Genomic DNA, 9,915 nt, shown 5'->3' with positions numbered 1-9,915 from the left:
AGTTCTGCAGCAGCGGCTCTTCAAAGCCCGCCTTCTGCAGCGACTCGCGCATCTGGTCCATATCGACCGGTTTTTCCAGGGTGATTTCAATCACCGTACCACCGGTGAAATCGAGCCCCCAGTTAAAGCCTTTTACGCCCATGATGGCGATGGACAGAACCAACAGCAGACCCGAAATGCCAAAGGCCCAGTAGTCCCAGCGCATAAAGTCCCAGACTTTACGGCCGTAGTTCAATTGTTCAACAGTATATTCCTGTGCCACAACGCACTCCTCAGATAGACAGCTTTTTAACGCGCTTGCCGCCGTACAGCAGGTTCACGATGGCACGGGTGCCGACAATAGCGGTAAACATTGACGTCGCCACACCAATACCGGTGGTGATAGCAAAGCCCTTGATCGCGCCGGTACCCACTGCATACAGGATAAGAACCTTAATCAGTGTTGTTACGTTCGCATCGAAGATGGAGCTGAACGCGCCCCGGTAGCCTTCGTCGATCGCCTGTTGGATGGAGCGACCGTTGCTCAGCTCTTCTTTGATACGTTCATTTATCAGTACGTTGGCGTCAACCGCCACCGCAAGGGTTAAGACGATACCTGCAATCCCTGGCATGGTCAGCGTTGCCCCCGGCAGCAGGGACATAATGCCGACAATCAGCACCAGGTTTGCAATCAGCGCAGAGGTCGCAATCAGACCAAACTTCTTGTAGAAGAAGACCATGAAGATGATGGAGATCGCCAGACCCGCCAGACACGCTTCCAGACCCTGCTGGATGTTCTGCATACCCAGCGTTGGACCGATGGTACGCTCTTCAACAATCTGAATTGGCGCAATCAGCGCACCGGCACGCAGCAGCAGCGACAGCTGACGGGCTTCGTTCGGGTTGTTGATACCGGTGATACGGAAGCTGTTACCCAGGCGAGACTGGATATTGGCGATGTTAATCACCTCTTCCTCTTTCACCAGAACCGCACGACCGTTGGCATCTTTTTTACCGCTGTCTTTGTACTCCACGAACAGGGTCGCCATCGGTTTACCGATATTGTCCTTGGTGAAGTTAGACATGATGTTACCACCTGCGCTATCAAGCGAGATGTTAACCTGCGGCTGGTTGTACTCATCCTGGCTGGAGGTGGAGTCAGTGATGTGGTCACCGGTCAGGATCACACGCTTGTACATCACAACCGGCTGACCTTCACGGGTCTGTTTCACTTCAGAGTCGCCCGGAACGCGGCCAGATGCGACAGCAGACTGATCGACGTTGGTGTTCACCAGACGGAATTCCAGGGTCGCGGTTGCGCCGAGAATCTCTTTGGCACGGGCGGTATCCTGGATACCCGGCAGTTCAACCACGATACGGTCAGCACCCTGACGCTGAACCAGCGGTTCAGCCACGCCGAGCTGGTTTACACGGTTACGCAGGATGTTGATGTTCTGCTGCACCGCGTATTCACGCGCTTCTTTCAGACGTTCATCGGTCATGACCGCACGCAACTGGTTGCTGCCCTGAGAAGAGAGCACCAGATCGCGGTGACGCTGGGTCAGATAATCCATCGCCTGGTCGCGGGCGTTGCTGTCACGAAACGTGATGCTCATCCCGTATTTATCTTCCTTACGCACGGTGGTGTAAGGGATGCCTTTATCGCGCAGATCGCTACGCAGGCTATCAATGTTTTGTTCCTGAAGTTTTCCGAGTGCGGTTTCCATATCCACTTCCATCAGGAAGTGAACGCCGCCACGCAGGTCGAGACCGAGTTTCATCGGCTCAGCGTTGATAGCAGCTAACCAACGCGGAGTTGCAGGAGCAAGGTTCAACGCCACGACATATTTATCACCCATCACGCCCATCAGCGCTTCACGAGCGCGGAGCTGCGTGTCGGTGGAGTCGAAGCGAGCAAGAATTGCGCCCTCTTCCAGTGCCACAGACTTAGCGGTAATTTTTTCTTCTTGTAAAGTTTTCTGGACCTGGATCAGCGTTTGCTCACTGGCGGCGACACCGCGCGCGCCAGTGATTTGAACAGCCGGATCCTCACCATACAGGTTGGGAAGCGCATACAGCAGGCCGACGACAATGACGACGACCAGCATGACGTACTTCCACAAAGGATAACGGTTTAACACGGCAGTTCCCTTTGGGAAAAGTTAATTACAGCGCCTTCATGGTGCCTTTCGGCAGAACGGCAGCAACGAAGTCACGTTTGATAACCACTTCAGTGGTATCGTTCAGTGCGATAACGATATAGCCGTTATCAGCGACTTTGCTTACGCGACCTACCAGACCACCGTTAGTCAGAACTTCATCGCCTTTCGCGATGGAGTCCATCAGCTTTTTGTGCTCTTTGGTGCGCTTCTGCTGTGGACGCAGGATCATGAAATAGAAGATCAGACCGAACACCACCAGCATCAGAATCAGAGACATCGGGCTGCCCTGCGCCGGTGCACCTGTTGCCGCTACCGCATCAGAAATAAAAAAGCTCATTAAATTTCCCTCATTAAATAAATTAATCAACGTTCAAAGGTGGAACATCCCGACCCTGTCGTTGGTAAAAATCGGTCACGAAGCTCTCTAATTTACCCTCTTCAATAGCCTTGCGTAAACCAGCCATTAAGCGCTGGTAATAGCGAAGGTTATGAATCGTGTTGAGACGCGCGCCTAATATTTCATTACAACGATCAAGATGATGCAAATAGGCACGAGAATAATTGCGACAGGTATAGCAATCGCACTCGGCATCGAGTGGGCTGGTGTCGCTTTTATGCTTCGCATTACGGATTTTTACCACGCCATCGGTCACAAACAGGTGACCATTACGGGCGTTGCGGGTCGGCATAACGCAGTCGAACATATCAATGCCGCGACGTACGCCTTCAACCAGATCTTCTGGTTTACCGACGCCCATCAGGTATCGAGGTTTATCTGTTGGAATTTGCGGGCAAACATGCTCCAGAATACGGTGCATATCTTCCTTCGGCTCCCCTACAGCCAGACCGCCGACAGCGTAGCCATCAAAACCTATCTCTACCAGACCTTTAACAGAGATATCGCGTAAATCTTCGTAAACGCTGCCCTGAATAATGCCAAACAGCGCATTTTTATTGCCCAGGCTATCAAAACGGTCGCGGCTGCGCTTCGCCCAACGCAGCGACATCTCCATCGAACGCTTGGCGTAGTCCCAGTCCGCCGGGTATGGCGTACATTCGTCGAAGATCATCACGATATCGGAGCCGAGATCGTACTGAATCTCCATTGATTTTTCAGGATCGAGGAAAATCGGGTCGCCGTTAATCGGGTTGCGGAAATGCACACCCTCTTCGGTGATCTTGCGGATATCACCCAGGCTGAAGACCTGGAAACCGCCGGAGTCGGTCAGGATCGGTCCTTTCCACTGCATAAAGTCATGCAGATCCCCATGCAGCTTCATGATCTCCTGACCAGGACGCAGCCACAGGTGGAAGGTATTACCGAGGATAATTTGCGCGCCAGTGGCTTCGACTTCTTCCGGCGTCATCCCTTTTACGGTGCCGTAAGTGCCCACAGGCATAAAAGCGGGCGTTTCTACTACGCCGCGATCAAACACCAGGCGGCCACGGCGAGCGCGACCGTCGGTGGTATCGAGTTCAAATTTCATTTTTTCTCCTGCACCAGAAAAACAGTCCGGCGCGTTAAACCAGTGCCGCGGACTTATTCCCCGACACGTTCATTCAAAGCCTGCGGATTGTACGTGATAAACATCGCGTCACCGTAACTAAAAAAGCGATATTTTTGTTCTACCGCAGCCTTGTAGGCGTTCATGGTGTTTTGATAACCCGCAAAGGCCGAAACCAGCATGATCAGGGTCGACTCCGGCAGATGGAAGTTGGTCACCAGCGCGTCGATCACCTGATATTGATAACCCGGATAGATGAAGATTTGGGTATCGTCGAAGAAAGGGGCGATCAGCGCATCTTTCGCGGCCTGGGCTGCGCTTTCCAGCGAGCGAACCGAGGTGGTGCCCACAGCAACGACGCGGTTACCGCGCGCTTTCGCCGCCATCACCGCGTCCACAACCTCCTGCGGCACCTCGGCATATTCGGAGTGCATGATGTGATCTTCGATACTGTCCACGCGCACCGGCTGGAAAGTACCCGCGCCGACGTGCAGCGTGACAAACGCCATCTCAATGCCTTTTGCGCGCAGTTTTTCCAGCAGCGGTTCATCAAAGTGCAGGCCCGCGGTGGGTGCCGCGACTGCGCCAGGCTTCTGGCTATAGACGGTCTGATAGAGCTCGCGGTCGGCCTCTTCGTCCGGCCGCTCAATGTACGGCGGCAGCGGCATGTGGCCGATGCTGTTGAGGATATCCAGTACCGGACGCTCATCGTTGAACTGCACTTCAAAGAGCGCATCGTGGCGCGCCACCATGGTGGCATTGATGCTCTCGTCATCCCCCAGCAGCAGCTCCGTACCCGGCTTCGGTGCCTTGGAAGCGCGAATATGTGCCAGAATACGTTTATCATCGAGCATTCTTTCGACCAGCACTTCAATTTTGCCGCCGCTGGCTTTACGGCCAAACAGACGGGCCGGGATCACGCGGGTGTTGTTGAACACCAGCAGGTCGCCCGGGTTGAGCTTGTCGAGCAGATCGGTGAAAGTTCCGTGCGTCAGCGCACCCGTCGGCCCATCCAGCGACAATAAGCGGCAGCTACTGCGCTCCGGCACAGGATAGTGGGCAATCAGGGACTCGGGTAAATCAAAAGAGAAATCGGCGACGCGCATGGCATATACTCGTGACTTAAAAACAGGCGGCTTAGTCTAGTGCTCACACCTCTTTGCTGCAACAACTAGCCTCGCTTCGGATAACGAATCGCATGAATTTTCTCGCTCACCTGCACCTCGCTCATCTCGCTGACAGCTCCCTTTCCGGCAACTTGCTGGCCGACTTCGTCCGCGGCAACCCCGCCGAGGCGTATCCCGCCGACGTGGTGGAAGGCATCTTAATGCACCGCCGGATTGATGTCCTCACTGACAACCTGCCCGAGGTCAAAGAGGCAAAGGAGTGGTTCCGCCCGGAGACCCGCCGCGTGGCGCCCATTACGCTGGATGTGATGTGGGATCACTTTGTCTCCCGCCACTGGGAACAGCTCTCACCCGAGATGCCGCTGCCAGCGTTCGTGCGCTATGCCCACGCCCAGGTGACGATCATTCTGCCGGACGCCCCGCCGCGCTTTGTTAATCTGAATGATTACCTGTGGTCAGAGCGCTGGCTCGAGCGCTATAGCGAGATGGACTTCATCCAGCGGGTGCTCAACGGCATGGCCAGCCGACGTCCGCGTCTCGATGCCCTGCGCGACTCCTGGCAGGATCTGGATGCCCATTATGAGGCCCTGGAGCAGCGCTTCTGGCAGTTTTATCCCCGCATGATGGAACAGGCGAAACATAAGCAGCTTTAATATAAATGTGATTGATAGGTAAAAGCTGGGTTAACGATTGTCAACGCCTCTTTGTCTTTAGGACAAACACTCTCTATACTGGCCCGCGTTGCGTTCTAAATAACCTTAGTATCTACAGGAGAATCATATGGTTCTGGTAACTCGTCCGGCTCCGGATTTTACAGCTGCAGCAGTTCTGGGCAACGGTGAAATCGTTGAGAACTTCAACTTCAAACAGCATACCAACGGTAAAGCCACCGTTCTGTTCTTCTGGCCAATGGACTTCACCTTCGTTTGCCCGTCTGAGCTGATCGCGTTCGACAAGCGTTACGAAGAGTTCCAGAAGCGTGGCGTAGAAGTGGTTGGCGTCTCCTTCGACTCTGAGTTTGTACACAACGCATGGCGTAATACCCCTGTCGACAACGGCGGCATCGGTCCAGTGAAATACGCGATGGTTGCGGACATCAAACGTGAGATTCAGCAGGCTTACGGTATCGAACATCCGGACGCGGGCGTTGCCCTGCGTGGCTCCTTCCTGATCGACGCGAACGGCATCGTGCGTCACCAGGTCGTGAACGATCTGCCGCTGGGTCGTAACATCGACGAAATGCTGCGTATGGTTGATGCGCTGCAGTTCCACGAAGAGCACGGTGAAGTGTGCCCGGCTCAGTGGGAAAAAGGTAAAGAAGGTATGAACGCGTCTCCAGACGGCGTTGCTAAATACCTGTCTGAGAACGTATCCAGCCTGTAATTGGCACGGTTTACGAAAAAGGCCCGCTTATGCGGGCCTTTTTTTATGCCTTACGCTGTGTCTCCCGCCAGATGCGCCAGGCCATACCTGCCAGCAAAATCACGCCCGCAATCAGCACGCCCCACACCAGCAGCGTGTTCATCCTGTTCTCCCGCTCGGCCGCGGAGGTGGCGGTCAGACGCCCCTCGCCACCTAACGTGACATTATCCTGAATGTCAGCCTGCGGCAGGTTTGCCATATCATAGGTTTTACGCAGGTCAGCAGGGATCAGCATGTCGGGCTCCACGCTGGCAGGCTTTGCCGCTCCGTTGCCCCAGGCGAGCACGTACGGCGCTTTCCCCTGCGCGTTGAACACCAGGTCATAGCGGTCGCGATGCCCCATGACGCTCGGCAGGTATTCTGGCAAACGCGCATTCAGCGTCGTGATTTTTACCGCCTGCACCAGGCCCCCGTTAAGCGAAACCGGTGGAGACATTTTCCCTTCCAGACGGTAAAGGATCTCTTTTTTCAGCGGGTGCCATTTGTCCTTCTCCGTACTCCGCCACGCTATCTCTACGGGTAGGACGCCGTCGCCATTCAGTGAGATAGTGACAGCACTCAGCGGCTGCGGTCGCGACCAGTGCCACTGGACTTCACTTGTCGATAACTGCTCCCCTTCCCCCTCCAGGCTGATCTCTTCCGGGGCCGCCTGCGCAGGTGCGCGAATTGCGTTTACGCCGGTCAGGGTTATCTCCTGGCTCTGCGTATTCAGCACCACCATGAGATAGCGATTCGCATCGGGAGATAAAACCATATCGGTATCGATCCGGTCGAGCTTAAGGCGATCCTGGCCGCTGACCACGTCCAGCAAGGGCATCTCTTCGCGCAGGGTATACCACTGCTTAAGATCCTCGCTGTAATAAACCGACGCCGTTCCCTGCCAGGACGTCTGAGGGGTATTCCAGAGCAGCTGCAACTGGGACAGGCTTATCTCGCCCGTAGCCTGCTCCGGCAAGGTCAGCAGATAATGTTGCCCGGCTGCGGCGGCTTTTTGCCCCTCGAGCACAATCTCTACGCCGTTTCGGGAGCGGAGCAGGATTTTATCGCTATCCTCATCCCCTCGCGCAGGTGCAAGCGGCGAGGCGTCCAGATGAAAGAAGCGAAGTGGTGTAGATTGCACTGACGCCTTGGGAGGCGTCGCGGTGACCAGGCTGAAGGGAACCGGCTCGCCTGACTGGTTAAAGACGCGAACATCATGCAGATCGGGTGACGTGCTCTGCTCATAGACGGCAAGCGGCAGCATCACCCGATACCACTGGGAAGGGACGGACGTATCCAGTGAACGTCCAAAGGCATAGTCCCGGGGCGATTCCGTTTGTACCCCGTCGCAAAACGCCGGGCCGGAAAGCGCCAGCAGCGCGCTACACGCTACCGCTTTCATCCATTTCATTTTTCATCTCCTGTTTTGGGCGGCAGCGGTGAGAAATAACCCACGATCAGTACCAGGATCGCCACGCCGATAAACGCCACCGCGCGCGACAGACCGCCTCCGCCCGCGCTGTCTACCAGCATCAGTTTAACCATCACGACACCCAGCAGCGCAGCGCCGTAGAGCCACTCCTGCCGGGAAGCCCGACGGGTAGCATGGATCATGACCACCAGCGCGCTCAGCATCCAGAACAGGGCAAAACAGGTCTGGACAAGCCGGGAATCCCACAGCGATGCCATATTCCAGGCCACGTCGCCATACCAGGCCAGCGCGCGCATTAGCGCACCGTTAAGCCACCAGAAGCCAAACGCCATAAGCGCGACGGCAGGCCACGGGCGGGCCTGCGAAAGCAGCGCGGGGTAGTAGCGATCCACCGCCCGATAAAAGACCACCAGCCCCAGCAACGCGAACGCGGCACCTTCCTCAAGCGGGTTCACCAGCGGTAGCCAGGTCTGGCGATAGACCACGCCGTCCTGGAAATTGGTCACGACCAACAACACTAACAGCGCCACGATAACAGGGATCGGCGCCAGGCAGGTGTAAAGCGCAGGCCATTCCCGGAACGGCCACCCGCGACGCCGTACCGCCGCAGAGAGCGCCATAATCAAACCGCCACCTGCTGCCATCGCCAGTCCACTGCCCCAGGCCGCCATTCCCCACGGCAGCGACCGGGCAAACCAGTAAAGCTCGGCGGCCAGCGCCAGTAAAATCATCCAGAACAGCGACAGATGCAGCCCCATCGCGATGCGCGGCAGGAGCCTTTCACCGTCACGCCGCAGCAGCATCAGCGCGGCAGGAAGCGCAACGCACCAGGACAGGTTTGACCAGCCGGCGGCAAAGACCTGCTGATGCCAGAGCTGATACCCCACCATCAGCAGCATCAGCGGCCACAGCAGCCATTTGCTGGCATCCAGCTCTCGCCACGCCAGATGAGCGGCAGCCTGCCGCCAGCCCCAGACCGAGACGGCCGAGAGCGCCAGCACGCCTGCCAGAACAGATAATTCCTGCTTCAGCATCAGCTGTGACGCCCCCAGCAGCGCCACTATCCAGAACAGCAGCCCGCCTGCCAGCAGTGCCCAACTGACGGGCAGAACGATTTCCCGCCACAGCCAGGCCGCAGCCAGCCAGCAAAGGCTGAGGACGGCGAAGATAAGCAGCAGGCTCAGCGATGTCACACCGTTCGTTTGCGCCCACAGCGCGCTACCCAGCGCCAGCACCAGCAGCGCCGTCCCACTATAGCTCATACGTCGCTGCTGCTGTTGCACGCCCAGCCAGAGGATGCCCAGACCCTCCAGCGCCCAGGCCATCGCCGTCCAGCGCGCCGACAGCGCCAGCGGAATGGCGAGCGTGGCAAACCCGCCGCCGATCGCCAGCGCCGCCATGACCAGCGGCCGTCCGAGGGAGGGATAGCGCCGCAGGGCGAGGAACGCCAGCGAGAGGTAAAAGGCACCGTACCCCAGCGCGCTGAGCGCCGGGCCGTAGGTCCAGTGCTGAGTCATGCCGTACTGCATTCCAAAACCAACCAGCGGCGGAGCAAACAGCAGCACGCCGTCAATAATTTGCTTCCCTTTCTCCTGCGCCCGCAGCGACAGCGCCACGCTCAGCACGCCGAATATCAGCGTATTGGCAATCAGGAACAGCTGGCAGACCCCATACTCTTCAGGCCGGTAGTCGTTCAGTCCCCAAAGGCCGCCCACGCCGAATGTAAACAGCAGCCCGAGCAGATTCAGCTCGCGCCAGTGCTGCCAGATGCTGATAGCGAGAATGCCGATGGAAAGCAGGAGGTAGAAAGAGAAGAGCGCCACAAAGCTGCCGCCTCCGGTAGACAACAGCAGCGGCGCAAGATATCCACCGAGACTCGCCAGCATAGCGAGGCTCAGCGCCCTCTGCAGCACCGCCAGCCCGACGCTCGCCGCGCAAATGACCACCAGCAGCGCAAAGGCCAGCGTCATCGGTAACATCTGCCAGAGCCGGAAGGCGCCAAAGACGGTCAGATAGAGGATGCCTGCCGCCCCTCCCTGGAGGATCAGCGAATAGACGCGCTGTCTGTGCCGCAGTCGCCACCCGAGGGCCAGCAGAACCATGGCAAACAGCGCCGTCGCGGCCAGGCGCAGCTCAAGCGGGAACAGGGAGTGCTCGACGGTATAGCGCAGGAGGAATGAAAGACCGAGAAAGAGCAGCAGGATCCCAAGCTTCGCCAGCGGGTTGCCCTGCATGAACCAGCGCACCAGCGACGTCAGTATGCCGCCAAAGGCAGAAGGCTGTTTTGCCGCGGGCGCAGGAGCCGGAGC

At 57.2% G+C, this 9,915-nt stretch carries 8 protein-coding genes and 1 pseudogene; 2 read left to right on the top strand and 7 right to left on the bottom strand.

The features are described 5' to 3' along the window. From WFM46_RS20610 to queA, 5 genes and pseudogenes are all read right to left on the bottom strand, one after another. Nucleotides 1-262: pseudogene (locus tag WFM46_RS20610) on the bottom strand (protein translocase subunit SecF); the annotation flags it as partial. Between the two features lie 10 nt (nucleotides 263-272). Then, nucleotides 273-2,120 carry a protein translocase subunit SecD gene (secD, locus tag WFM46_RS20605; protein WP_103178456.1) on the bottom strand — a complete coding sequence of 616 codons (1,848 nt, stop codon included), beginning with the start codon at nucleotides 2,118-2,120 and terminating at the stop codon, nucleotides 273-275. A 25-nt stretch (nucleotides 2,121-2,145) separates the two neighbouring features. Next, nucleotides 2,146-2,478, bottom strand: coding sequence for a preprotein translocase subunit YajC (gene yajC, locus WFM46_RS20600; RefSeq protein ID WP_032616800.1), 333 nt, complete (start codon nucleotides 2,476-2,478; stop codon nucleotides 2,146-2,148). 22 nt (nucleotides 2,479-2,500) lie between these two features. Then, nucleotides 2,501-3,628, bottom strand: coding sequence for a tRNA guanosine(34) transglycosylase Tgt (gene tgt, locus WFM46_RS20595; protein ID WP_103178455.1), 1,128 nt, complete (start codon nucleotides 3,626-3,628; stop codon nucleotides 2,501-2,503). A gap of 53 nt (nucleotides 3,629-3,681) precedes the next feature. Next, complete coding sequence (queA, locus tag WFM46_RS20590) at nucleotides 3,682-4,752, bottom strand: tRNA preQ1(34) S-adenosylmethionine ribosyltransferase-isomerase QueA (RefSeq protein WP_156653987.1); 1,071 nt, start codon at nucleotides 4,750-4,752, stop codon at nucleotides 3,682-3,684. Between the two features lie 92 nt (nucleotides 4,753-4,844). Here queA and acpH point away from each other — a divergent pair, with 92 nt between their 5' ends. Beyond that, complete coding sequence (acpH, locus tag WFM46_RS20585) at nucleotides 4,845-5,426, top strand: ACP phosphodiesterase (protein WP_336998405.1); 582 nt, start codon at nucleotides 4,845-4,847, stop codon at nucleotides 5,424-5,426. Between the two features lie 127 nt (nucleotides 5,427-5,553). Then, the gene (locus WFM46_RS20580) at nucleotides 5,554-6,156 is read left to right on the top strand and encodes a peroxiredoxin (RefSeq protein ID WP_040076949.1); all 603 of its coding nucleotides are present in this window, start codon (nucleotides 5,554-5,556) and stop codon (nucleotides 6,154-6,156) included. A 43-nt stretch (nucleotides 6,157-6,199) separates the two neighbouring features. Here WFM46_RS20580 and WFM46_RS20575 read toward each other — a convergent pair whose 3' ends face one another. Both WFM46_RS20575 and WFM46_RS20570 read right to left on the bottom strand, forming a co-directional pair. Continuing rightward, nucleotides 6,200-7,585 (bottom strand): DUF3999 family protein, encoded by a 1,386-nt coding sequence (locus WFM46_RS20575; RefSeq protein ID WP_336998404.1) that lies wholly within the window; start codon nucleotides 7,583-7,585, stop codon nucleotides 6,200-6,202. Then, a partial coding sequence (locus WFM46_RS20570; protein WP_336998403.1) for a DUF2339 domain-containing protein occupies nucleotides 7,582-9,915 on the bottom strand: 2,334 nt, incomplete at its 5' end. The genes WFM46_RS20575 and WFM46_RS20570, both read right to left, overlap by 4 nt.

This window comes from Leclercia sp. M50, assembly GCF_037150775.1.
Classification (GTDB): Bacteria; Pseudomonadota; Gammaproteobacteria; order Enterobacterales; family Enterobacteriaceae; genus Enterobacter.
The sequence above is the reverse complement of the archived record's forward strand: the minus strand, read 5'-3'. Positions and strand labels throughout refer to the sequence as shown.